Consider the following 24864-nt stretch of genomic DNA (forward strand, 5'->3'; position numbering starts at 1 on the left):
TTTATAGTTAATACTTTAAACTCACTTTCTCAGTCTTGCCACCGGTATATTCAACTGCTGACGGTATTTCGCCACCGTACGGCGGGCGATAGGATAGCCTTTTTCCTTCAGGATATCCGCCAGTTCGTCATCTGTCAGCGGTTTCTTTTTGTCTTCTCCGTCAATGCATTCTTTCAGAATCTTACGTATCTCGCGTACGGACATTTCCTCTCCGTCTTCCGTCGTATAGCCATCGCTGAAGAAGAATTTAAGCGGATAGATGCCGAAGTTGGTCTGTACGTATTTGCTGTTGCTGACACGGGAAATCGTAGAGATATCCAGTCCGGTACGTTCTGCCACATCTTTGAGAATCATCGGTTTCAGCAATGACTCGTCGCCTTCGAGGAAGAAAGGACGTTGCAAGTCGATAATCGCCTGCATGGTAGTCATCAATGTATTCTGCCGCTGCTTCACCGCATCGATAAATCCTTGTGCCGCATCCATCTTCTGTTTCAGGAACATCATGGCTTCTTTCGACTCTTTGGACTGGTTCGCCTTATTTTTGGTATGCTCCTCCACCATCTCGGTAAAGTCGCGGCTCATCCGGAGTTCGGGAACATTGCGGTTATTCAGGCTTACGTTAATCGTTCCGTCATCGTAGGTATCCACCAGAAAATCGGGAACAATCTGCTGTAGGTTTCTTCCGATGGTCTCTCCGAGCGAAGCGCCCGGACGGGGATTCAACTTGGTTATTTCGGCAATCGCCTCATTGAAAGTCTCTTCTCTGACATCCAGTTTCTTAATGATTTTCTCCCAGTGCTTCCGGGTAAATTCTTCATAACAGTCACTGATGATGCGCTCTTCCAGGTTCAATATCGGCGACGGCTTCTTCTCTTCGCTCTTCTTGCGGAGAATCTGTATCATCAGACATTCCTGAAGGTTGCGTGCTCCGATACCTGCCGGGTCAAAGTCCTGCAGGATGCACAGAGCCTCTTCCAGTTCTTCTTCCGTAGATTCGATACCGGCGTAGATAGCCAGTTCGTCACAGATACTTTCCAGCGATTTACGGAGCAGTCCGTCATCGTCCAGCGAACCGATCAGATATTCCACCAGTTCGCATTGGTGTTCGGTCAGGTTACGTTCACGGAGTTGTTCTTTCAGGATTTCATAAAAAGAGGTGGCGTCGGAGAAAGGAATATCTTCCGCCTGCTCGTCCCGCGAGCGGTTGTTCTCCTGCAATTTATAGTCGGGGATATCGTCTTCGGTGAGATAATCACTTAAAGAATCATAATCATTGGCATCGTTATCCATGCCTTCTTCCGGACTGACGCCACCGGCATATTCATCTGTAGCAGCGTCTTCTTTGCCTTCTTCAAGCGCCGGATTTTCCAATAGTTCAGCATGGATACGGTCTTCCAGCTCAACTGCGGGAAGCTCCAACAACTTCACGACCAGAATCTGCTGTGGCGATAGCGTTTGTATCTGCTGTTGCGCCTGCGATTGTATTTGACGGGAACCTTGTGCCATATTCGTTTTTGCTTTCTACTGTTTCTCGCTACAAAAGTAACTTTTTAACGAGAGATTACACAGATTAGTGGGATTATTTTTAATCCTATAACACAAAATTCTTTATCTTTGTTGCACGAACTTAAAAATTAGGACAGTATGTTTGCCAAAGAGACGTATATGCAGCGCAGAGCCCTGCTGAAAAAGAATTTAGGCTCCGGAGTTTTGTTATTTCTGGGAAATGACGAGTGCGGGCTGAATTATGAGGATAACACGTTCCGTTATCGTCAGGACTCCACTTTTCTTTATTATTTCGGTCTTTCGTGTGCCGGACTTTCGGCCATCATCGATATTGACGAAGACAAAGAAATTATTTTCGGTGACGAATTATCCATCGATGCCATCGTATGGATGGGCTCGCAGCCTACGTTACGCGAAAAATGCGAACGCGTCGGCATCAGGGAAATGATGGCTTCCGCCGATATCGTCGGCTATCTGCACAAATGCGTCCAGAGTGGAAAAGCAATTCATTATCTTCCTCCCTACCGCCCCGAACATAAACTGAAACTGATGGACTGGCTGGGTATACCACCTGCACGTCAGGAAGGTTCCGTACCTTTCATCCGTGCCGTCATAGCTCAGCGCAATTACAAGTCGGCGGAAGAAATCGTAGAAATAGAAAAAGCCTGTGACGTGACTGCCGATATGCACATCACCGCCATGAAGGTGCTTCGTCCGGGAATGTACGAATATGAAGTAGTAGCGGAAATGAACCGCGTGGCAGAGTCCAACAACTGCGAACTGTCGTTTGCAACGATCGCCACCATCAACGGGCAGACGCTGCACAACCATTATCACGGAAATAAAGTGAAACCGGGCGATCTGTTCCTGATTGACGCAGGCGCGGAAGTCGAGTCGGGTTATGCAGGCGATATGTCGTCCACGATTCCTGCGGATAAGAAATTTACAACTCGCCAGCGCGAAGTTTACGAAATTCAGAATGCGATGCATCTGGAATCTGTCAAGGCGCTTCGTCCGGGCATTCCTTATATGGATGTATACGAACTGTCCGCCCGTGTCATGGTAGACGGAATGAAAAATCTAGGACTAATGAAAGGAAATACGGAAGATGCTGTCCGCGAAGGCGCGCATGCCCTGTTCTATCCGCACGGATTAGGACACATGATGGGACTGGATGTTCACGATATGGAAAATCTGGGTGAGATATGGGTAGGATACAACGGTCAGCCGAAGAGCACGCAGTTCGGACGCAAGTCACAACGCCTCGCCATTCCACTGGAACCGGGATTCGTACATACCGTAGAACCGGGCATTTACTTCATCCCCGAACTGATTGATATGTGGAGAGCAGAAAAGAAGTTCACCGATTTTATCAATTACGACAAAGTGGAAACTTACAAAGACTTCGGCGGTATCCGTAACGAAGAAGATTATCTCATCACGGAGACAGGTGCCCGCCGACTCGGCAAGAAAATTCCGCTGACACCCGAAGAAGTGGAAGCTTTAAGATAACCCCTGCTTTAAAGGATAAGGCACCGGAATTCACATAAAACGATAAATGCCTGTACTACAACAAGTATAGGCATTTATTATTTCAAGGGGACGGTCATATTTTTAAGTATTAGTGTCAAAATTCTTATGTCTATGCAGGACAATAAGCACTATATTTGCAAGTATCCCCCATCATAACAAACTATTAATACTTTAAACTAATGGCACGAACTACTTTGTTACTTTTATCTATTCTTTTTCTGCTACCCACGAATGCAGCAATCAAAAAACTACAGGTTGAATATCTGACCAATCCGATCGGGCTGGACATAACAGCTCCCCGATTCAGTTGGCAACTAGCGTCAGCGGAAAGAGGAGTCAGACAAACAGCCTATCAAATCACGGTAGCGACCGATGCAGCCTGTCTAAATCCGGTCTGGACTTCCGGAAAGGTGGCATCTGACGAATCATTGCACATCTGTTATGCAGGACCGGCTCTCACCCCTTCCACCCGCTATTATTGGAAAGTAACCGTGTGGAACAACAAAACCGGAGAAGAGACTTCGACGGAAAAGGCTTTCTTCGAAACAGGACTACTGTCCGACGGATGGTCGGGAGCGCAATGGATCAAGGCGACTCAAATAAACAAGAATTCCAAAATCAATCCGGAAGACAAGAAACAGACAAAGGCACGAATGCTGCTGGAAATGGATGTCACCCTGACTTCCGGTAACGCATCCGTTCTTTTCGGCGCACGCGATGCTTCCAACGTGTTCATGTGGTCTGTCAATACGCTGGACAATGAAAAAGAACCTTTGATCAGAAGACATATTTATGACGGAGGACGCTTGCAAAGTTCGGATACTCCGATTGGCAAATTCTTCACCAAATCCGACTTGCTGAATAAAGAACACCATCTGGCAATCGAAGCAAAAGATGGAGTGGTCAAGACTTATATTGACAAGGTACTGGTGGATACCTATACCGACACCGATTCCAAACTATCGAACGGATATATCGGCTTCCGGGCATTCAGAGGGAATAACACCAACGAAACGGCCATGTTTGACAATATCGTACTGACAGAGTACGAACAGAAAGGCGACAAGGAAGAAGCCAAAGTTGTTCTGAAAGAGGATTTCGAAAAACCTCAGTCCACCTTTGAAGAAGGAGAAATCGTAACTGTGGGAGGTAATCGTAAACTGAATATGGTTTCCACTTCCGGCGACTATCGGGTATTGCAGGCTTCTATGAGCAGAGTACCCATGTTCCGTAAAGAATTCAAGGCAAAAAAGAAGATAGCATCCGCCCGCATCTACAGTTCGGCTCTGGGCGTCTATGATTTGTTTATCAACGGACAACGGGTAGGAAACAAGATGGAAGACGGCAGCATACGCTATGACGAATTGAAGCCGGAATGGACGGATTTCAGCAAAACAGCCCACTATCAGACGTATGACATCACCGATTTGCTCCGGAAAGGAGAAAACGCAGTCGGCGCCCAGGTATCCTCCGGCTGGTGGAACAGTGATGTCGCTCATGGAGAGTATGGCGCCAACGAAGTAGGATTCATCGCAAAGATTTTACTGAAATATACGGACGGCACTTCGGAAACGGTAGTAACGGACCTTTCCTGGCTGTCATCCATGGACGGTGCCATACGAATGGGAGACATCTACCACGGAGAAACCTATGACGCCCGAAAAGAAAGTGTATGGACGAAGCCCGGATATAATACCGCCAACTGGAACAAGACGGCTGTCAACCCTCACTTCAAAGGAGAGTTAATCGCCTTTGCCGGCCCCACCGTTCAGGTACGTCCGCATCTGAGCCGTATCCCTTTGTCTACTACCGTTTACCAAGGTGAAAAAGATGGTAAAATCAATGTACTGAGTGTTACGGACAAACCGACTCCTATCCGCTTAAAGAAAGGTGAAACGGCCGTCTACAACTTAGGTCAGAACATGGTCGGCTGGGTTCGGTTCAAAGTAAAAGGTGTATCGGGAACGGAGATGAAACTCCGTTTCGGCGAGATGCTGAACGACACGGGAGATAAATCGCGCGGAGACGACGGTCCTGCCGGAAGTATATATACCGCCAACCTCAGAAGTGCAAAAGCAACATTGAAGTATATCCTGAAAGGAAGCAAGGAAGGCGAATCATTCCATCCGTCCATGACCTTCTTCGGTTTTCAGTATTGTGAGATAACGGCAAGTGAAGACATCGAGGTACTTTCCCTGATAGGGGAAGTTGTCGGTTCCGCTACCGAAGAGGGAGCTTCGTTTGTCACCAGCAGCCGGTCAATCAATCAGTTATACAGCAATGTCATGTGGGGACAAAGAGGCAACTATCTGAGCATCCCTACCGACTGCCCGCAAAGAGACGAACGTCTGGGCTGGACCGGAGACACGCAAGTGTTCTGCCGTGCCGCTTCTTATAATGCGAATGTATCCGCCTTCTTCGAAAAATGGATGAGAGATATGCGTGACGGTCAGCGAAGCGACGGCGCCTATCCGGATGTAGCCCCGCACTCATGGGTAGGCTACGGACAGGCAGCCTGGGCTGATGCCGGTATCATCGTTCCCTGGACTATCTATCTGATGTACGACAACAAAAAGATATTGCAGGACAATTATGCATCTATGGAGAAATACATGGAGTTCCTGTCCCGTCAAAAAGGAGACGGTTATAACTATAACGGTGCCGGAACAAATTATGGCGACTGGCTATCGTACGAAGATACCGAACGCCGCTATGTCAGTGTATGCTACTACGCATATACGGCACAATTGATGGCCAAAATTTCGGAAGCATTGAAAACGGACGACTGTGATGCCTACGCTTCCAAAGCAAAGGCTTACAGAAAGCTGGCACAGGAAATCAAGAAAGAATTCCAGACACGCTACATCGATGCAGACGGAGATTTGAAACAAAAGAGCCAGACGGCCTATCTGCTTGCCTTGAAACTGGATTTATTCCCGACAGAAGAAGCACGGAAGAAAGGAGTGGAAACACTGGTCCGCAAGATTGCCGGCAACGGTAACCGCCTGAGCACAGGATTCGTGGGTACAGCCATCCTGAATCAGACATTAAGCCAGTTCGGAGAATCAAATACGGCTTACGATCTACTGCTGCAACGGAACAACCCTTCCTGGCTGTATAGTATAGACCAGGGAGCAACCACTATCTGGGAACGCTGGGATTCGTATACCAAAGAGAAAGGTTTTGGCCCCGTATCGATGAACTCGTTCAATCATTACTCGTATGGAGCAGTCTCCGAATGGATGTACCGCACAATGGGCGGTATAGATATCGACGAAACACGTCCGGGATTCAAGTACATCGTATTACAGCCGGTTCCGGACAACCGTCCGGAAGTTGCCGCCGGTCAGGAACGGATTGACTGGGTAAATGCTTCGTTCCCTTCCTGTTATGGAGATATCAAGAGCAGCTGGAAAAAAGAAAATGACGGAACAGTTTCTTACCAAGTGACAATACCTGCCAACACCACCGCCACTCTTCACTTGCTATTGCCTACTCTCGACTATGTAGTAGAAGAAAGCGGAAAAGCTGCCGTGAAAGCGGAAGGAGTTTCTTCGGTTACTTTCATGAATGGAAAGGCAGTATTAGAACTACAGTCCGGTACATATCAGTTTGTGGTTAAAAAGGAAAACAAATAGACAGAATGAAAAAAATATATTTAGTGACTGCACTTGCATGTTGTGCACTGCAACCCACCCTTGCACAAAAGCAAGAAGAATGCAAGCCCGTGAACCTTCATTGCGACCACCTGATCAATCCGCTGGGTATCGACAATGCCAACCCCAGATTGTCGTGGATGCTGGACGATGCCCGACAAGGAGCCCGGCAGACTGCTTATCAGATAATAGTCAGCACAGACTCACTGAAAGCAAACAACGAAAACGGGGAAATATGGAACTCGGGGAAAAAAGAATCGGATCAAATCCTTGTCACCTATCCGGAAAAGAATCTTCAACCCTTTACCAAATATTACTGGAAAGTGAATGTATGGGATAAGGACGGCAAAAAGGCTACTTCGGACATCAACAGCTTCGAGACCGGAATGATGGGAATGGAGAACTGGCAGGGTGCGTGGATTGGCGACAACAGAGACATCAACTATAAGCCCGCCCCCTATTTCAGAAAAACATTCGACACCCAAAAGAAAGTCAAATCCGCCAGAGCGTACATCGCCGTCGCCGGTTTATACGAATTATACATCAACGGAGAGAAAATCGGAAACCATCGGCTAGACCCGCTGTATACCCGTTTCGACAGACGGAATTTCTATGTGACTTATGATGTGACCAACCAACTTCAGAAAGGTAAAAACGCGATTGGCGTACTGCTGGGGAATGGCTGGTACAACCATCAGTCAAAAGCAGTCTGGGACTTTGACCGCGCACCGTGGCGCAACCGCCCCGCTTTTTGCATGGACCTGAGAATTACCTACGAAGACGGCACTACAGAAGTAATCCGCTCCGAAAGAGACTGGAAGACTTCTTCGGGGGCCTTGATCTTCAACAGCATCTATACAGCGGAACATTATGACGCCCGCCTGGAACAGAAAGGCTGGAATACGGCAGATTTTGACGACTCGAAATGGAAGGAAGCAGGTTACAGAGCCGTCCCTTCTCAAAACGTCGTATCCCAGCAGGTACAACCGATTCGTATCGTAGAAACAATACCGGCAAAAGCGCTTAAGAAAGTGAACGACACAACGTATGTATTCGACTTTGCCAGAAATATGTCCGGAGTGACCCGCATCAAGGTATCCGGAGAAGAAGGAACGGTAGTAAGGCTCAAACACGGCGAACGCCTCTATGACAACGGACGGGTGAATATGTCAAACATTGACGTATACCATCGTCCGGTAGATGACAAAGACCCATTCCAGACGGATATTCTCATCCTGAGCGGAAAGGGAGAAGACGAGTTTATGGCACGGTTCAACTACAAAGGCTTCAGGTACGTAGAAGTGACAAGCAACAAGCCTGTCGCACTCAATCAAAACAGTCTGACTGCTTATTTCGTTCACAGCGACGTTCCGCAAAAAGGAGAAATCAACACGTCAAACCCACTCGTGAACCGATTGTGGTGGGCTACCAACAACGCTTACCTGTCCAATCTGATGGGGTATCCCACCGATTGCCCCCAACGGGAGAAAAACGGATGGACGGGAGACGGACATTTTGCGATAGAAACAGCACTATATAATTATGACGGCATCACAGTCTACGAAAAATGGCTAGCCGACCACCGTGACGAACAGCAACCCAACGGAGTATTACCCGACATCATTCCGACCGGAGGATGGGGATACGGCACGGACAACGGTCTGGACTGGACGAGTACAATCGCCATTATTCCCTGGAATATTTATCTGTTCTACGGAGACAGCAAATTATTAGCCGACTGCTACGAAAACATCAAACGATATGTAGACTACGTAGACCGTACCAGCCCAAGCGGACTGACTTCATGGGGAAGAGGAGACTGGGTTCCTGTGAAATCGCATTCGTCCAAAGAACTGACCTCATCGGTATACTTCTACGTAGATACTAAAATACTGGCCAATGCCGCAAAGCTGTTCAACAAGCAGGAAGATTACAAACATTATCAGGCGCTTGCGGAAAAGATCAGGCAAGCGATCAATGACAAATATCTGAACAGGGAAACCGGTATATACGCCAGCGGCGTTCAGACGGAACTGAGCGTACCACTGATGTGGGGTATTGTCCCCAAGGATATGAAAGCAAAAGTAGCCCGCAACCTGGCGAAGAAGGTGGAAGAAGCCGGTTTCCATCTGGATGTGGGTGTATTGGGAGCCAAAGCCATACTGAACGCCTTGAGTGAAAACGGAGAAGCCGAAACCGCTTATAAAGTAGCCGCACAAGACACCTACCCGTCATGGGGCTGCTGGATTGCCAACGGAGCCACCACCCTGCTCGAAAACTGGGATTTAAATGCTACACGTGACATTTCGGACAACCACATGATGTTCGGAGAAATCGGAGGATGGTTCTATAAAGGCTTGGGCGGTATCTTCCCCGACCCGCAGCAGCCGGGTTTTAAACATATCCTCCTGCGCCCCAACTTCCCCAGTGATTTAAAGCAGTTTGAGGCCAGACACCGTTCTCCGTACGGAGAGATTCAGTCCCAATGGGAACGTAAGAAAAAAAGTGTTGTGTACAGCGTGACGATCCCTGCCAACAGCAGCGCCACTTTATACGTGACCGATACTGTGAAAGGAGAACGTGTCATAGAGTTAGAAGCCGGAAAACATACATTCGAGTGGAAGTTGCTCTAAATTTACACTTAATAGAACATTTTATCGACCTCTGTTTTTCTAATCTTTCCTAATATTGCGGCGTAATTAACAAACCGATCAGATGGAAAATAGAATGAGAAGACGAATGACAGTTATATTGAACAGTAAAATGAATATGAGAAGATTTTGCGTATCAGCAGCGTTGTTACTGACAACGCTGCTCGCAGTTGCCGAAAATAATCCCTACCGGAGTGACGTATTCTGGGTAACCGTACCCGATCATGCCGACTGGCTTTACAAAACTGGAGAACAGGCAAATGTAGAAGTACAGTTTTACAAATACGGCATTCCGGGAGATAACATAGCGATTAATTTCGAAATAGGCGGAGAAATGATGCCTGCCGATACCAAAGGAACAGTCATCATGAGAAAAGGAAAGGCAACAATCCCCGTAGGCACCATGAAGAAACCGGGCTTCCGAGACTGCCGCCTGACCACCACCGTAGACGGAAAGAAATACTCCCATCACGTCAAAGTGGGCTTCTCGCCGGAAAAGCTCCGTCCGTATACCACCATGCCTGCCGACTTTCAGCAATTCTGGGAGAACCAAAAGGCGGAACTGGCCAAATTTCCGCTGACATACACCAAAGAGCACGTAAAGAAATACTCGACCGACCAAATAGACTGCTATCTTATCAAATTGCAGGTGAACCAACGCGGACAAAGTATCTACGGCTACCTGTTCTATCCGAAGAAAGAAGGCAAATACCCTGTCGTACTATGTCCTCCGGGCGCAGGAATCAAGACAATCAAGGAACCTTTGCGACATAAGTATTACGCCGAACAAGGCTGCATCCGTTTTGAAATAGAGATTCACGGGCTGAACCCGGAAATGAGCGAAGAAGAATTCAAAGAAATCAGTGCCGCTTTCAACGGCAGAGAAAACGGATACCTGTCCAACGGTCTGGACAGCCGCGACAACTATTACATGAAACGGGTATATCTGGCCTGTGTCCGCAGCATCGACCTGCTGACCTCACTGCCGGAATGGGACGGAAAGAATGTAGTCGTTCAAGGCGGCAGCCAGGGAGGAGCATTAGCACTCGTCACCGCCGGACTGGATCAGCGGGTAACGGCCTGCGTAGCCAATCATCCGGCTCTAAGCGATATGGCAGGTTACAAAGCCGGTCGTGCCGGAGGTTACCCCCATTTCTTCCGAAACACCGTAGACATGGATACTCCCGAAAAGATCAGAACAATGGCTTATTATGATGTGGTAAACTTTGCCCAATTAATCAGGGCGGACACTTATATGACATGGGGATTCAATGATAACGTTTGCCCACCGACTACCAGCTACATTGTATATAATGTATTGAATTGCCCGAAAGAAGCATTGATCACTCCTATTAATGAACATTGGACCTCCAGTGACACAGAGTACGGACACCTGCTTTGGATAAAGAAACATCTGAAATAAAAGCAGTAGAAAAAGAAAAACCGCCGAAAGCGGAAGTAACTGTTATCATATCATTATTCAGGCACGGCTTACAGAGTTTTTACGGTTCTGTTTTAATCGAAACCATATTAATCTGTGTAAACCGTGCCTGAATAAATTCGCAAGAGAGTTTTAGCGTCTCTCTATTCTTTTAGTCTTCCCATTCCGATTTCGGGAAGGTTTTCTTCCCATACCATTTCATCCAGGCATAGGATTTTCTTTTTCTCATATAAACGGCATCACCACAATAGGTCAATGCCTCCCAGTTAAAAACCGAATGAGAACTAATTGCTTTTTCAAACCAGTAAAGCAAGTGATATGTCATGAACGGAAGCACCATCCACCACCATGAGAACCATAGTGATAAACCCAATGCTGGGATTAAAGTCAATAAAAAACACTCCCAGAATTGCCGTGCATGTATTCTTAACTCCATTTCTTCCCAAACTTCCAAATACTTGTACCGAGTAAAGAATAACCCTCCTATCATAAAATAATGCTTCTTTTTCCCTAGAAAGCATTTTGCTAGTAAATTGTTATAAAATATCATATACCCTTTTTTTGTTGTGTAATAACATAAACGGAAAGAACGTACAAATGTTCATTATTTAAGCCTAATCTTACAGTTATTTCCTTTCCCTGGAATACAACAACATATTGCCACGCTTGTTTTTTGCGGCGCGAAGTTACGAACTTATATTTATACAATAACTATAAATTCCAAAATAATTCTCTTAAATAAATTTATTATCTAATATTTGAAGCTACTTCCTCCCAAAAACTCCCTGAGTAAAGACGTCGGGGGAATTTCCTTATCCTGCACCGGAACGAAATATTTAATAAATTTCAGCAACCGGTACGCCTCACAATATTCCGGACAATTGCGCGGAACGCCCATCAAAATAGGTTCCGCGTGCAGGCGAAGGACTGCAAATTCAAACAACAGCGCCGAGTTGAACATCACATCCGCATTCTCCTGATAAGGGAATATCCATTTATCTTCGCCGGCACGCACACTAGGCCAGCGGGAGATAGTCTCGCGGGCCGAATATCCCCGGTAATTAAAGTCGCGGATAATGCGGCGAAGCAAACGATTGTCTGTCGTAGGAATCCAGTTATGATCGTCCAAAGAAATAGTGGTCAATGCCGAGACATAAATCTTGAACTTCTTTTCATCCGGGATATGCGGTGTCAGTTCCGGATTCAACGCATGAATACCTTCCAGAATGAGAATCGTATTATCTTCAATTTTCAGTTTATCACCTTTATATTCCTTCTTCCCCAGAGAGAAGTTAAAGCGCGGAAGCTCCACTTCCTCACCGCGCAGCAAAGCCTGCAACTGCTGGTTAAACAATTCCAGATCGAGCGCATACAGAGACTCATAATCATAGTTACCGTTTTCATCCAGAGGTGTCTCTTCACGGTCTACGAAATAATTGTCCAAGGAGATCGGGAAGGGTTTGAGCCCGTTCGTCATCAACTGGATGGAAAGACGTTTGCTGAAAGTGGTCTTACCCGAAGAGGACGGACCGGAAATCAAAATCAGTTTCACCCGGTCACCGTTTTCCCCACGATGGAAGATCGTATCGGCAATCTGGGCTATTTTCTTTTCCTGCAACGCTTCCGCTACATTGATTAAATCCGTAGCGTGCCCTTCTTCGCAGGCGAGGTTAAAGTCGCCGGCGTTATTAAGTCCCATGATATAACTCCAGTTGAGATACTCCTTAAATACATCCAGCATCTTCTCCTGCTTCACCACTTCCTCCAGCACATCCGGATTCTCTTTATTGGGAATGCGCAGCAGCAGGCCATCATAGTATTTCACGATGTCGAACAACTTGATATATCCGGTACTGGGGAGCAGATTGCCATAATAATAATCGACCGTATCGCCCAGCGTATAATAATAGGTATATAGCGAACCGGAAGTTTCGAGCAGCCTCACCTTATCATTCATCCCGCGTTCGCTGAACACACGCACGGCCTCAGCCGTATGGCATTCGATGCGGTGATAAGAGATATTTTCTGCGATAATCTCCTGCATACGCTGTTTGATACGCGTCACATCTTCCAATGTAATGGGGCGGCCGATCCGCAGATTACAGAAATAACCTTTGGATACCGGGTGTTCCACAAACAGCTTCCCTTCGGGAAAAAGTTCACTGACAGCCTTGAACAAGACAAAGCAGAGTGACCGCACATACGTACGCATACCGGATGAATCGCGCACATCCAGAAACTCTATATCCTTGTTATTATATACTTTGAAATTGAGACCTTCGGAACGGTTATTCACCTTGGCACTGACTACCTGATAAGGAAAATTAAGATTAAAACCGTAATAAATATCCAAAAGTGAGCTTCCGATAGGGAATTCTTTATAAATATTATTATTTTTGCAACATATTTGTAACATCTGTTTCATCGTAGTCTTTTTAATAAGGTGAATAACATGGGACTAAATATACTTAGTAATCAGATAGAGAACAAACAACCACTAAAATTATTATAGATGGAATATTCTTTTTATGATTTTTTAAAGCTCATAGGCTCGTTAGGGCTCTTCCTTTATGGCATGAAGATAATGAGCGAGGGCTTACAAAAAGTCGCAGGTGACAGGCTACGAAGTATCCTGACAGCTATGACCACCAATCGGGTAACGGGGGTATTAACAGGAGTGTTAATCACAGCCCTTATCCAGTCCTCCTCGGCGACAACAGTAATGGTCGTCAGTTTCGTCAACGCCGGTTTGCTTACACTGGCCGAGTCCATCAGTGTCATCATGGGTGCCAATATCGGTACGACGGTTACGGCATGGATTATTTCAATTTTCGGATTTAAGGTTGACATGGCCGCCTTCGCTCTTCCACTTCTGGCCATCGCCCTTCCGCTCATCTTCTCCGGCAAGAGCAACCGCAAGTCCATCGGTGAATTCATTTTCGGTTTTTCCTTCCTCTTCATGGGACTTTCTTACCTGAAAGCAAATGCTCCCGACCTGAACGCCAATCCGGAAATGCTCGCCTTCGTACAGAACTACACGGATATGGGATTCTTCTCCATTCTCCTGTTCTTATTCATCGGTACCATACTGACTATGATCGTACAGGCCTCAGCCGCCACGATGGCAATCACATTAATTATGTGCGCCAACGGCTGGATCAGTCTGGAACTGGGAGCAGCGCTCGTACTGGGCGAAAACATCGGAACTACCATCACGGCCAATCTTGCCGCATTAACAGCCAATACACAGGCTAAGCGGGCAGCATTGGCCCATTTTGTTTTTAATGTGTTCGGTGTGATCTGGGTATTGATCATCTTCCATCCTTTCATGGAACTGGTCAACTGGGTAGTGGATACCTTCTTCCAGAGCAATAATCCGGAAGTAGCCATTTCTTATAAACTGTCCGCTTTCCACTCTATCTTTAATATCTGTAACGTATGTATCCTGATATGGGGAGTGAAACTGATCGAACGCACCGTATGCGCATTAATCCACCCGAAAGAGGAAGACGAGGAACCTCGCCTTCGGTTTATCACCGGCGGTATGCTTTCTACTGCGGAGCTTTCTATCCTGCAGGCACGCAAGGAAATCCACCTGTTTGCAGAACGTACCCACCGTATGTTCGGAATGGTGCAGGACTTGATGCACACCGAAAAGGACGATGACTTTAACAAGCTGTTCAGCCGCGTAGAAAAGTACGAGAACATCAGCGACAACATGGAACTTGAAATAGCCAATTATCTGAATCAGGTATCCGAAGGGCGTCTGAGTTCTGAAAGTAAGTTGCAGATACGTGCCATGCTGCGCGAAGTGACGGAAATCGAAAGTATCGGCGACAGCTGTTACAACCTGGCACGCACCATCAACCGGAAACGCCAGACGAATCAGGACTTTACCGAAAAGCAATACGAGCACATCCACTTCATGATGAAGCTGACCGATGATGCCCTCGCACAAATGATTGTGGTGGTAGAGAAACCGGAACACCAAAGCATTGATATCAACAAGTCTTTCAACATCGAAAACGAAATCAATAACTACCGTAACCAACTGAAAAATCAGAATATTCTGGATGTCAACAACAAGGAATATGATTATCAGATGGGAGTCTATTATATGGATATTATCGCCGAATGTGAGAAACTGGGCGACTATGTAGTGAATGTGGTAGAAGCCAGCAGTGATGTAAAAGAGAAGAAAGCCTCTTAAATAAAGAGGAACTCAATCAAAGAAATGGATAGCCAATTTATGCGTTGCAGCATAAAATTGACTATCCATTTCTTTTTTATTTCCACACAGACAAAACAACTCATGTCCGTTTACAAGGACACTCACACTTTACAAAGACGTTACATTTTTTACAGACGTTACGATTACATTTCTTTTCCGTGAAGTTCCCGTTAAGCTTTTACTGCGCCTATTGCAGGTCTTTTTTTTGCATATACATTTGCGCCAAAATACACAGGGGCCTATGTTTAGTACCATTTTCCAATGACCGGACAAAGGCATTCCAAAAGAAAACCAAATCTCTAATTTAAAGCAAAAGAAATGAAAATTAAAAAAGTATTGATGGGAGTTGCACTGGCAGCAATGTGTTTAATGAGCGCACAAGCGCAACGCCGCAATGAGATTCAAGTTCCCAATCTGAATGGGTACACTACTTTAAAATGTGACTTTCACATGCACAGTGTTTTTTCGGACGGTCTGGTATGGCCTACCGTACGTGTAGACGAAGCATATCGAGAAGGACTGGATGCCATTTCTCTGACAGAACATATAGAGTACCGCCCGCACAAAAAAGACATTATAGCAGATCATAACCGCTCTTATGAACTGTCTCAGAAGCAGGCGAAGAAGTTAGGAATACTTCTAATCAGAGGCAGTGAAATCACCCGTTCCATGCCTCCGGGACATTTTAATGCAATCTTCCTGAACGACTCCAATCCATTGGAACAAAAGGCATATAAAGACGCTTTCAATGAGGCAAAAAAACAAGGAGCCTTTATCTTCTGGAATCATCCGGGCTGGGCACGCCAGCAGCCGGACTCCACCCTGTGGTGGCCTGAGCATACACAACTCTACAATGACGGCTGCATGCACGGCATTGAAGTAGCCAACGGTGGTCTTTTCATGCCCGAAGCCATTCAATGGTGTCTGGACAAGAATCTGACCATGATAGGAACTTCCGATATCCACCAGCCTATCCAGACAGACTATGATTTTTCAAAAGGCGAACACCGCACGATGACGTTTGTCTTTGCCAAAGAACGTTCTCCGGAAGGTATCCGTGAAGCACTCGACAATCGCCGCACCGCCGTTTATTACCGCGAACTGGTGATCGGGCGTGAAGAAATCCTCCGTCCCTTCTTTGAAAAATGCGTAGACATAAAAGAAGTGAAACGCACCGAAAAAGAAGTGACATTTTCTGTCATGAACGCTACCGATCTGGTACTGAAACTGAAAAAGACCGCACATGATCCTTCTTTGGTCTATTTCCGCGAAATGACATTGAAACCACATACGCAGCATACAATCTCTGTGAAGTTTGACAACGGTATCAAAGGAGGCGACTGCAATTTTGAAGTTACCAACTTCATCGTAGCCCCCGATAAAGGTTTGGATTACACCATCAAACTATAAAGTTCCAGCCATCAAAGCCATGTAATATCAAGATATCCGACGAACTACATGCGGATAATCGTTTAATTTTAAATTATTACTTTATGAATCGTTACTTATCCCTAGCCTGCTCGCTGGTAGCTTTCTTCTATTTATCGAGTTGCGAAAGCTACAGTGAGCCCACCGAGAAAGCCCACCAATCCGATCAACCGATTGTACTGACCTCCTTCTATCCCAAAGAAGGCGGAGCACGTGACAAAATTCTTCTGGACGGAAAAAACTTCGGCACCGACGTGAGTAAAATCAAAGTATATTTCAACAATGCCAGGGCCTCCGTCGTTTCATCAAGCGGAAGCCGTATTTATGCCATTGTACCGCGCCTTCCGGGCGATAATCCCCGTATCTCCGTAGTGGTCGACACCGATTCTGTCGCTTACGAAGAAACATATGCTTATCATACACAGGCATTGGTCAGCACGGTCACCGGAAACGGTGAAACGAGCTTCCTTGCCGGAACACTCTCCACCGCTCAGGTATATGGCAAATATCTTGATCTGGATGCCGAAGGCAATCTTTTCATGTCATGGCGTGACGGCGGCACATTTGGAATCGCCCGGATAAACGAACAACAGAACATTGTGACTCCTCTCATTGAAGCAGATGCCGCCAACCGTATCTTATATGCCAACGGCTTAACGGTGGACCGTGCCACCGGAATGCTGACCGCCGCACACGAATCGGTCAAAGAAGTGACGTTTACCTTCGACCCGCGTGAAGCCTGGTATCCCCGCCAGCGTAACATAAAATACTCACAGTCGGATCTGAACTCAATCGTAGATGCCGACAGATACAAGAATTTCGTCACCTTCTGCCCTTATGACGGCTATCTATATACACGATACCGTGATGGAAAGATCGCTAAAATAGATCCCAACACATTCGAAGGACACATTATCCATCAAGGTCCCAGCGGATCACAATACGGACAGGCGATTAATCCTGCGAAGCCCTGGCTTCTGTATATAACGCTTCACTCCAACGCCCCTACCGCATACAGACAAGGGATTTCGGTGCTCGACCTCCGCGATCCGGATGGAACAGGCGGATTTAAGCGTCTCAATGCTCCCGGCGGCAGCGCTTTCCGCGACGGTCCGATTGAAGATGCCCTGTTCAATTATCCCAAGGATATCAAGTTTGACAACGACGGCAATATGTTCGTAGCCGACTATGGCAACCATTGCATCCGCATGATATCTGCCGACAATATCGTCACGACAGTTGCCGGACAGCCCGGCGTCGCCGGATACAAGGACGGAGGACCGGTAGAGTCCTTATTCAAGAATCCCTGGGGAGTGGCTGTCAATGAACAGGGAGACATTTACATTGCAGACTGGGGCAATGCACGCATTCGCAAATTGGTTATCGAATAACAAAGTAAACTCACAATGAAAATCAAACAGATTTTATACTTAATGTCGTTCTGCTTATTGCTTTCGGCAACAACCTTCGCGCAGCAAGTTCAGGAATTTACCGTTTCAGGAACTGTCGTGGATAAGGACAAGCTATCCATGCCCGGCGTATCGGTATACATCAAAGACAAGCCCTCCAAAGGTACCACAACCGACAATGACGGTAATTTCAAGCTGAAAGTGGTTTATGGAGACAAAATGATATTTTCTTTTATCGGCTTCAAACCGTCGGAGCACGTGGCCATCAAACCCCAAACCGACTTAACGGTCACACTGCTTGAAGACAACAATTCCCTTGATGAAGTGGTTGTCGTCGCACTGGGAAACGTTCAGCGGAAAATCAGTTCGGTAGGTGCCATTACGACGGTCAGCACTAAAGATATCCAGTCCCCCTCCCCTTCCATCAGTAACTTGTTGGGAGGCAGGGCAGCCGGTGTCATTTCCTTGCAGAGCAGTGGCGAGCCCGGTCAGAATATCGCCGATTTCTGGGTACGTGGTATCGGTACGTTCGGAGCCAACAGCAGTGCCCTTGTACTGATTGACGGTCTGGAAGGCGACCTCAACACCATCGACCCTGCCGATGTCGAAAGTTTCTCCATCCTGAAAGACGCGTCGGCAACTGCCGTGTACGGAGTAAGGGGAGCCAACGGAGTCGTATTGGTCAACACCAAGAAAGGCCTTTCGGGCAAAATTCAGATTACCGGACGTTTCAACACCACGCTGTCCGTCCTCAACCGTCTGCCGAAATATCTGGGAGCTTATGAGTATGCGCAGTTAGCAAACGAAGCCAGAGCAGTACGGAACGAAACACCTTTGTATGACGATACGGAAATGGGAATTATACGCGACGGTCTCGACCCCGACCTCTATCCCAACGTAAACTGGCAGGATGAGATACTCAACAAAACATTCTGGCGGCACACTTATTATGTAAGCGGACGTGGCGGAAGCGATGTGGCACGTTATTTTCTGAGCCTGGGAGGTAAAAACGAAAGTGCGGCCTACAAGGTAGACAAGAACAGTATATACAGTTCGAACGTCAGCTACAACACCTATAATTACCGTATCAATCTAGACGTGAACCTGACCAAATCAACGAAAGTTTATTTGGGTTCTGACGGATTCCTCTCCCAGTTGAATCAGCCCGGCGTAGCCAATACCGAATATATATGGGGAGCACAGTCGCGGCTTACTCCATTGTCCATTCCCACCCAATATTCCAATGGTATGCTGCCCGGACGCGGTGCCGGAGAGCTGTCATCGCCTTATGTCATGATCAACCATACGGGAAAGGCTGCCAACGAAGTGTACAAGGGCAAATCAACTTTGGCAATCAATCAGGACTTTTCCGAATTGATCAACGGGCTTAAATTACGTGTACAGGGAGCATACGATATCCACAGCTACTTCAATGAACGGAGAAGCGTGCAGCCGGCCCTCTACAATGCGCTGGGCAGAGCAAGCGACGGATCACTCATCATGCAGGAGACCGTACAGGAGAAAAAAGCCTCGTACAGCAAGTCCACCCGCCAGTACCGCAAATACCACTTTGAGGCTACGCTCAATTATGACCGGCTTTTCGGTACAGATCACCGGACATCCGCGCTGGTCTATTATTACATCAGCGATTCTAAAGACACGGACGACGCTACAAGCAACTTATCAGCCATTCCCTTGCGCTATCAGGGAGTATCCAGCCGGTTTACATATGGCTACAAGGATACTTACCTGCTGGACGTCAACTTCGGATATACCGGTTCCGAAAACTTCCAGCCCGGCAGACAATACGGTTTCTTCCCATCCGTCGCATTGGGCTGGGTGCCTACCGGCTACAAGTTTATACAAGAGGCGCTCCCCTGGCTCGACTATCTTAAAATAAGGGCTTCGCATGGTTCGGTAGGTAACGACCGGATTACCGACGTCCGCTTCCCTTACCTTACTAAAGTGAACGAAGGTACCGGATCAGCTTGGGGCGTTCCCGACATCGAGATTATTGGCGAGACACGTATCGGAGCCGATAACCTGGCGTGGGAAAAGGCCATCAAGTCCAATGTGGGTATTGAAGGAAAGTTGTTTAATAACAAGATCGATTTCGTTGTCGATATTTTCCATGATCAGCGTAACGGTATTTTCCAGCAACGGGTACAGGTGCCCGAGTTCGTAGGAGTGGTCTCCAATCCATACGCGAATGTGGGTAAAATGAAAAGTTACGGTGCCGACGGAAACATCAGCTTCACGCAGGATTTCACTCCCGATTTCGGCTTCACTTTACGGGGTAATTTCACTTACTCTAAAAATAAAGTACAGAACTGGGAGCAGGCTTATCTGGAGTATCCCTATCTGGAATACAATAATTTCCCGTACAATTCCATCCGCGGATATCAGGCAGTCGGACTGTTTAAGGACGAAGATGACATCAAATACAGTCCCAAGCAGACTTTCGGAGAGGTAATGCCCGGTGACATCAAATATAAGGATATCAATGGAGACGGTATGGTGGACAAGCTGGACATGGTGCCGTTGACGCACAGCACTTATCCACTGCTGATGTACGGCCTGGGAGCAGAAATCCGCTACAAGAATCTGACTCTGGGTGTATTGTTCAAGGGAACCGGCAAGACCTCTTTTTTCTATGTAGGTCAAAAGACGACAGTGAACGACGAAACCCGCCTCAACGGAATGGGGTACATGCCTTTCTTCGAGGGTAACACCGGAAACGTACTCACCCTGGCAGCCAATCCAGTCAACCGATGGATTCCCAGAGATTATGCCATTGCACACGGGATCGACCCATCCCTTGCCGAAAACCCGAACGCGCGTTTCCCCCGCCTGCAATATGGAAATAACAGCAACAACAGCCAGTTATCCACCTTTTGGCAGGGCGATTCACGCTACATACGCCTGCAGGAAATCACCCTGAACTACCATCTTGCGACAGCTTTTCTGAGACGCATAGGTGTTTCTTCACTGGATATCCAATTCGTAGGTAACAACCTCTATGTATGGGATAAAGTGAAACTCTTCGATCCGGAGCAAGCACGCTGGAACGGCCGTGTATATCCCATCCCTTCCACCTATTCCCTGCAATTATATGTCAATCTCTAATAAATACATCATCCGATAAACGATAAAATGAAAACATCCTTAATAAAAAAAACAGCAAGAACGTTCTTCTTGGTTCAGGCAGTCATGTTAGTAACGTCTTGCAGCAACTTCTTAAACATAGACAATTACTTTGATGATGAATTCAACATCGACTCGGTTTTCACCAATGCCCGATATATGGAAGCGTATATGTGGGGAGCGGCAGCCATGTTCCCGGATGAGGCACAGACCATCCGTAACGGGTACACACCGGGACCGATGGCGACCGACGAAGGATTTAACGGACTGACCGGAAGCGGAACGGCCAATATCTATCACGGCATGGATTTCGCCAACGGAAAGATCACACAGGATTTCCTCGGAGACGGCTCCCCCAACCTGAACCAATGGGGCAAATACTACAAAATTATCCGTAAGTGCAACAGCATCCTGCAAAACCTCGACCGCCCGAAAGACCTGACAAACTCGGAACGGCTCAGATTGGAAGGATACACACGTTTTATCCGTGCCTTCGCCTACTACAATCTTTTGGTCGATTACGGTCCGGCAATCTTGCTGGGAGACGAAGTAGTGAATACCAACGAACCTATCGAATACTACGACCGCCCCAGAGCCACCTATGACGAAACAATGAACTATACTTGTGAGGAGTTCGAAAAAGCGGCACGGCTGCTGCCCTCGCCTCAGGATGTTTCCACGCTGGACTTCGGACGCCCCACCAAAGGAGCCGCACTCGGCCTGGTAGCCCGCCTGCGATTGATACACGCCAGCCCGCTATTCAACGGGGGGCCTGTTGCCAGCTCCTATTTCGGCAACTGGAAACGCAAGACCGACGGTGTGCATTATGTCTCCCAGCAATATGACGAAAGCCGGTGGGCAGTAGCTGCCGCCGCCGCAAAACGGGTGATGGATATGGGAGCGTACAAGCTCTATACATATGCAAAAGACGACAATACGCCGGAACTTCCCGCCGGAGTCACTTCCGACCCCAATTTCTATGACGCCTACCCGAACGGAGCCAACGGAATAGACCCTTTCAAATCTTATTCGGACATCTTTACCGGCGAAGCCGTAGCGTCCATCAACCCGGAATTGATCTGGGGAAGAAACACGACGTACCTCAACGAAACCATCAGCAAAGGTTCTTTCCCTCCCTCGATGGGTGGATGGGGACGTTTCTGCGTCACTCAGAAAGTGGTAGACGCCTATCTGATGGACGACGGGCGTACGAAAGAAGAAGCCGCCGCCGACGGATATTACTCGGAGACAGGCTTCACTTCCGAACCGCGTAACTTTTCCGGCTATCCCCTCAACGCCGGTGTATATAAGATGTACGCCAATCGTGAAATGCGGTTCTACGCATCTGTAGGATTCAATGAGGCAGTATGGCAGGCATTGTCCAGTTCGACTCTCAACAACCACACAGCCAAGTACTACTATCAGGATGAAGACGGTCGTGGCGGTGTTACAGCCACTTCGCCCAACTATCCCATCACCGGATACGTAATCAAAAAGTACAATAACCCGATGGATGCCTGGACCGGCACCGGAGCCCGCCATATCCAGAAAGCCTATCCCATCATCCGCTATGCGGAAATCCTGCTATCGTATGCGGAGGCACTCAACAACCTGACCGGCCCCCACACCGTAGAACTGGACGGTCAGCCTTATACCATGAGCAGAGATAAAGCGGAAATTAAAAAAGCATTCAATCAAGTCCGCTACAGGGCCGGACTGCCGGGGCTGACAGCCAATCAACTCAACAGTACGCCGGAAGTACAGAAACAGATAGAACGCGAACGTATGGTAGAGTTTTTATGGGAAAACAGACGTTTCTATGATGTTCGCCGCTGGGGTATTTATGAAGAGACAGAGCAGGAACCTATCCGTGGAATGAATCCCGACGGCGCAACCAAAGAGACCTACTACCAGCGTGTCATCCCTAGTTCTTCCTCATTCCTGACGAGGGTGGTTGACAAAAGGTCTGTCTGGGTGCCCATACCACGCAACGAAATGAGAAGACTGCCTTCTCTCGACCAGAATCCGGGTTATTAATCTAAATAACAAAAAAGAAAATGAAACGAGATTTTATAACGATACTCGCACTTATGACAGCGCTTTCGTCATGCAATGACGATGCGCTGTTTGAAAAGGAAATGTACAAGAATGTAGTGGCCCTGATCAGCAGTGACTACTATAACACGTTTGAAGAAGTGGTCACCTTGTCCCCTACCGGAGAAGAGGCGACAGGATATATCGCAGCCTGCACCGGAGGTACCCATGCCCCAAAACAAAACATGGTGATCGGGCTGGAAGAAGACCTGACTTCACTGGAATTCTACAACCGGTCTCTTTACGACGTCGATGAAGCCTGCTATGCCAAATTCCTGTCCAGTGACAAATACGAGATCGTAGATTACAAGATTCAGATCAATGCAGGCGAACGGACAGGCAGAACCATGATCAAGATACGTCCCGAAGGACTGTCGCCGGATTCTACCTACTTCGTAGGATTAAAAGCTACGGATATCTCCGGTGTCGAGATTAATGAAAGCAAAAACACCATTCTATATCAAATACTTATCAAGAACGATTATGCAACGCAGGGCGAAAACGTTTACTATTCAATGACCGGTCTGGCAGACGGGATGGCAACCGCAGGTAACAAGAAGATGTTTCCACTCACCCACAACAGCGTACGCGTGATAGCCGGAACGGAGTCTTTTGAAAGCAATGTGGATCACATCAACAAAACCGCCATCATACTGCAAGTGGAGGAAAACAATCATGTCACGATAAAGCCGTACAAGGATATTGAGGTAACTCAGATAGACGGTGACTCCAAATACCCCAATACATTCAAGGTAGAGGAATCTTTCGGTCATACTTATAATGTATTTCTGCTGTCGTACCGATACACAAAGGATGGGAAAAGCAAGGTGATGCAAGAGGAATTGCGGCTGGAAATAAATAATTAACGCAAAAACCTCGTAAGGTTAACCCTTTTCTCTTTAATATTAATAACTTTGTATGCAAATCTTTTTTCGTACCACTATAGTGGCACGAAAAAAGAACTATAGTTCCCCTTGTGTCCCACTCTAGTGGTCCGCACGGGGAACTGTAGTAGAACGAATTAATATTTAAGCCGGATTCCTTAGTTTATAGGAACGGAAACATTAATAACACAACAAAATAACTTAAGTTATGAGCGCACAGTATGACCTTTACGAGACTCCCGATATCAAGCAGACAGGAGAAAAACAGCCCCTTCATCCCCGCATTGTTCCCAAAGGGACTATCGGTCAGGACGAATTTCTAGACCGCGTGCACAAATTTACGGGAATCAGCCGTAGTTTGCTGGCAGGAGCAATGCAGTCTTTTCAAAATGAGTTAAAAGATTTACTGGCTAACGGCTGGATTGTAGAATTAGGCGAGATCGGCTATTTCTCCGTATCGCTGCAAGGACCACCCGTAATGCACAAGAAAGATGTGCGTGCACAATCAATCAAACTAAAAAACATCAACTATCTACCGACCAAACAATTCAAGCGGGAAGTAGGGTATGACATGAGATTGGAACGTACCGAATCTCTCACCCGCCCCAAAGGTAACGGACGTAGCGAAGCGGAATGTCTGGCACTAATAACCGCCCACCTTGAAAAATATCCTTGCATGACTCGCACTGATTATTGCCATATGACCGGTCACGACAAAAAGCGTGCACTAAAAGAACTGAACGCTTTTATCGAAAAAGAGATACTGATGCGCTACGGAGCAGGAAAACAGGTGGTTTATGCGAAGAAAATGATTTGATGCATATAGCTTATGTCCCTAATTGAACTCATTAGATGAATAAGGAGAATATGTTTTATAGATAGCCAAT

Annotated in this window: 14 protein-coding genes; 11 read left to right on the forward strand and 3 right to left on the reverse strand. The window is 47.0% G+C overall.

Annotation, left to right across the window (positions count from 1 at the left end):
• Positions 1-21: 21 nt before the first annotated feature.
• The gene (gene rpoN, locus BT_RS12750) at positions 22-1506 is read right to left on the reverse strand and encodes an RNA polymerase factor sigma-54 (protein WP_011108333.1); all 1485 of its coding nucleotides are present in this window, start codon (positions 1504-1506) and stop codon (positions 22-24) included.
• A gap of 138 nt (positions 1507-1644) precedes the next feature.
• Here rpoN and BT_RS12755 point away from each other — a divergent pair, with 138 nt between their 5' ends.
• The 4 genes from BT_RS12755 (at position 1645) to BT_RS12770 (ending at position 10769) form a co-directional block, all read left to right on the forward strand.
• Positions 1645-3018 (forward strand): aminopeptidase P family protein, encoded by a 1374-nt coding sequence (locus BT_RS12755; protein ID WP_011108334.1) that lies wholly within the window; start codon positions 1645-1647, stop codon positions 3016-3018.
• Between the two features lie 200 nt (positions 3019-3218).
• Positions 3219-6677 (forward strand): glycoside hydrolase family 78 protein, encoded by a 3459-nt coding sequence (locus tag BT_RS12760; RefSeq protein WP_011108335.1) that lies wholly within the window; start codon positions 3219-3221, stop codon positions 6675-6677.
• Positions 6678-6682: 5 nt separating this feature from the next.
• Complete coding sequence (locus BT_RS12765) at positions 6683-9328, forward strand: glycoside hydrolase family 78 protein (protein ID WP_011108336.1); 2646 nt, start codon at positions 6683-6685, stop codon at positions 9326-9328.
• Positions 9329-9464: 136 nt separating this feature from the next.
• Positions 9465-10769: an acetylxylan esterase gene (locus tag BT_RS12770; protein WP_162303078.1), complete on the forward strand. Its 1305-nt coding sequence runs from the start codon at positions 9465-9467 to the stop codon at positions 10767-10769.
• 169 nt (positions 10770-10938) lie between these two features.
• On the opposite strand, the gene BT_RS12775 is transcribed toward BT_RS12770, so the two are convergent.
• Together BT_RS12775 and BT_RS12780 are read right to left on the reverse strand one after the other, a co-directional pair.
• On the reverse strand, positions 10939-11337 hold the full coding sequence (locus BT_RS12775) for a hypothetical protein (RefSeq protein WP_008763595.1): 399 nt from the start codon (positions 11335-11337) through the stop codon (positions 10939-10941).
• A 201-nt stretch (positions 11338-11538) separates the two neighbouring features.
• On the reverse strand, positions 11539-13212 hold the full coding sequence (locus BT_RS12780) for a nucleoside kinase (RefSeq protein ID WP_008763594.1): 1674 nt from the start codon (positions 13210-13212) through the stop codon (positions 11539-11541).
• Positions 13213-13299: 87 nt separating this feature from the next.
• Between BT_RS12780 and BT_RS12785 the strand changes: the two genes are divergently transcribed.
• The 7 genes from BT_RS12785 to BT_RS12815 all read left to right on the forward strand — a co-directional run bounded on the left by BT_RS12785 (position 13300) and on the right by BT_RS12815 (position 24794).
• Positions 13300-14997 carry a Na/Pi cotransporter family protein gene (locus tag BT_RS12785; protein WP_008765170.1) on the forward strand — a complete coding sequence of 566 codons (1698 nt, stop codon included), beginning with the start codon at positions 13300-13302 and terminating at the stop codon, positions 14995-14997.
• Positions 14998-15336: 339 nt separating this feature from the next.
• Positions 15337-16428, forward strand: a complete 1092-nt coding sequence (locus BT_RS12790; RefSeq protein ID WP_054959405.1) for an Sb-PDE family phosphodiesterase — start codon at positions 15337-15339, stop codon at positions 16426-16428.
• 83 nt (positions 16429-16511) lie between these two features.
• Entirely contained in the window at positions 16512-17837 is a 1326-nt protein-coding gene (locus tag BT_RS12795) for an IPT/TIG domain-containing protein (RefSeq protein ID WP_008765172.1), read from the forward strand.
• Between the two features lie 15 nt (positions 17838-17852).
• A complete protein-coding gene (locus BT_RS12800) occupies positions 17853-20981 on the forward strand; it encodes a SusC/RagA family TonB-linked outer membrane protein (RefSeq protein WP_011108339.1) in 3129 nt (1042 codons plus the stop codon).
• 27 nt (positions 20982-21008) lie between these two features.
• Entirely contained in the window at positions 21009-23036 is a 2028-nt protein-coding gene (locus tag BT_RS12805) for a RagB/SusD family nutrient uptake outer membrane protein (protein ID WP_011108340.1), read from the forward strand.
• 20 nt (positions 23037-23056) lie between these two features.
• Positions 23057-23959, forward strand: coding sequence for a BT_3044 domain-containing protein (locus tag BT_RS12810; protein ID WP_011108341.1), 903 nt, complete (start codon positions 23057-23059; stop codon positions 23957-23959).
• Positions 23960-24185: 226 nt separating this feature from the next.
• Complete coding sequence (locus BT_RS12815; RefSeq protein ID WP_011108342.1) at positions 24186-24794, forward strand: DsbA family protein; 609 nt, start codon at positions 24186-24188, stop codon at positions 24792-24794.
• Positions 24795-24864: the final 70 nt, after the last annotated feature.

The organism is Bacteroides thetaiotaomicron VPI-5482 (genome assembly GCF_000011065.1).
GTDB classification, from domain to species: domain Bacteria; phylum Bacteroidota; class Bacteroidia; order Bacteroidales; family Bacteroidaceae; genus Bacteroides; species Bacteroides thetaiotaomicron.

Coding starts and splice junctions, on each gene's coding strand:
- rpoN (WP_011108333.1), bottom strand. CDS start 1,506: ATGGCACAAGGTTCCCGTCAAATACAATCGCAGGCGCAACAGCAGATA.
- BT_RS12755 (WP_011108334.1), top strand. CDS start 1,645: ATGTTTGCCAAAGAGACGTATATGCAGCGCAGAGCCCTGCTGAAAAAG.
- BT_RS12760 (WP_011108335.1), top strand. CDS start 3,219: ATGGCACGAACTACTTTGTTACTTTTATCTATTCTTTTTCTGCTACCC.
- BT_RS12765 (WP_011108336.1), top strand. CDS start 6,683: ATGAAAAAAATATATTTAGTGACTGCACTTGCATGTTGTGCACTGCAA.
- BT_RS12770 (WP_162303078.1), top strand. CDS start 9,465: ATGAGAAGATTTTGCGTATCAGCAGCGTTGTTACTGACAACGCTGCTC.
- BT_RS12775 (WP_008763595.1), bottom strand. CDS start 11,337: ATGATATTTTATAACAATTTACTAGCAAAATGCTTTCTAGGGAAAAAG.
- BT_RS12780 (WP_008763594.1), bottom strand. CDS start 13,212: ATGAAACAGATGTTACAAATATGTTGCAAAAATAATAATATTTATAAA.
- BT_RS12785 (WP_008765170.1), top strand. CDS start 13,300: ATGGAATATTCTTTTTATGATTTTTTAAAGCTCATAGGCTCGTTAGGG.
- BT_RS12790 (WP_054959405.1), top strand. CDS start 15,337: ATGAAAATTAAAAAAGTATTGATGGGAGTTGCACTGGCAGCAATGTGT.
- BT_RS12795 (WP_008765172.1), top strand. CDS start 16,512: ATGAATCGTTACTTATCCCTAGCCTGCTCGCTGGTAGCTTTCTTCTAT.
- BT_RS12800 (WP_011108339.1), top strand. CDS start 17,853: ATGAAAATCAAACAGATTTTATACTTAATGTCGTTCTGCTTATTGCTT.
- BT_RS12805 (WP_011108340.1), top strand. CDS start 21,009: ATGAAAACATCCTTAATAAAAAAAACAGCAAGAACGTTCTTCTTGGTT.
- BT_RS12810 (WP_011108341.1), top strand. CDS start 23,057: ATGAAACGAGATTTTATAACGATACTCGCACTTATGACAGCGCTTTCG.
- BT_RS12815 (WP_011108342.1), top strand. CDS start 24,186: ATGAGCGCACAGTATGACCTTTACGAGACTCCCGATATCAAGCAGACA.